General features: G+C 65.5%; 1 protein-coding gene. It reads right to left on the bottom strand.

Features of this window, described 5'->3' with window-relative positions:
* Positions 1-40: 40 nt before the first annotated feature.
* The gene (locus tag ACH34W_RS55360) at positions 41-1,261 is read right to left on the bottom strand and encodes an IS256 family transposase (protein WP_395969350.1); all 1,221 of its coding nucleotides are present in this window, start codon (positions 1,259-1,261) and stop codon (positions 41-43) included.
* Positions 1,262-1,375 lie beyond the last annotated feature (114 nt).

The raw sequence follows: 1,375 nt of genomic DNA, 5'->3' as shown, positions 1-1,375 counted from the left end.
GGGACTGTCCTGAATTTTGTGGGTGAGGCGGTGATCGTTGTCAGTTGAGGGTGATGCGGTCGCCGTAGTGCAGTGACAGTGCGTTCAATGCGGCCTTCCATCCGCGGGTTGTGCCGGTCACGTTGGAGCGTCCTTTCAGTGGGTTGCGGATGACCAGGTAGAGCACCTTGAGTGCGGCCTGTTCGGTGGGGAAGTGCCCGCGTCGGCGGGTGGCCTGGCGGAATCGGGCGTTGAGGCTTTCAATCGCGTTGGTGGTGTAGATGACCTTGCGGATCTCGGTGGGGAACGCCAGGAACGGTACGAAGGTCGGCCAGGCGTCCCGCCAGAGCCGGATCACCGCCGGGTAGCGGTCGCCCCAGTCGGTCTCGAACTCAGCGAACCGCTGCTCGGCCGCAGCCTCGGTCGGGGCGGTGTAGATCTCCCGCAGGTCCTTGGTGAGCCGGCTCCAGTGCGTCTTGGAGGCATACCGCAGCGACGAGCGCACCAGATGCACCACGCACTGCTGGACGGTCGCCTGCGGCCAGATCTCCGCGATCGCCTCGGGCAGCCCTTTGAGGCCATCGCAGCAAGCGATGCACACGTCGGCGACGCCACGATTTCGTAGTTCGGCCAGTACCGTCATCCAGTGCTTGGCGCCCTCGCCGCCGGTGCCGACCCACACGCCCAGCACGTCGCGTTCGCCGGCGCAGTTGATGCCCAGCGCGACATAGATCGGCCGGTTAGCGACTTGACCTTCGCGGATCTTCACATACAGCGCATCGATCAGCACCACCGGATACACCGCATCCAGCGGCCGGGCCCGCCAGGCCTCCATCTCCGCCACGACGTTGTCGGTGATCCGGGAAATCAGGTCACGGGAAACCTCGACCTGGTAGATCTCGGCCAGATGGGCCTTGATCTCGCCGGTGGTCAGGCCCTTGGCATACAGCGAGATGATCGCCTCATCGAACCCAGTGACCCGGCGGGCGTGCTTGGGCACGATCTGCGGCTCGAACTCACCCGCACGGTCGCGCGGCACCTGGATTTCGACCCGGCCGACCTCGGTGGACACCGTCTTACCACTGGTGCCGTTGCGGTGGTTGCCGGTCGGCCCGGCCGGGCGTTCGCCCTTGTCATAGCCGAGATGTTCGGTCATCTCCGCCTCCAGCGCGGCCTGCAACACCGTTCTGGTGATCCCGGCCAACAACCCATCCGGGCCCACCAGCGACACCCCTTCGGTCTTGGCCCGCTCGATCAACTCAGCGGCGAGCTGCACCTCCAGGCCCCCGACCTGCTCTACCTCGTCTTCGTGCGTGGTCACAGATGATCCTTCCCGGCTGGGACCTCCCAGCCTTCCGGATCACCACCCCACCCACACGATCTTTCAGACACTCCC

It is taken from the genome of Actinomadura sp. 6N118, assembly GCF_044326415.1.
In the GTDB taxonomy this organism is placed as follows: Bacteria; Actinomycetota; Actinomycetes; order Streptosporangiales; family Streptosporangiaceae; genus Spirillospora.
Note: the sequence above shows the minus strand (reverse complement) of the source record. Positions and strands in the feature narration are given on the sequence as shown.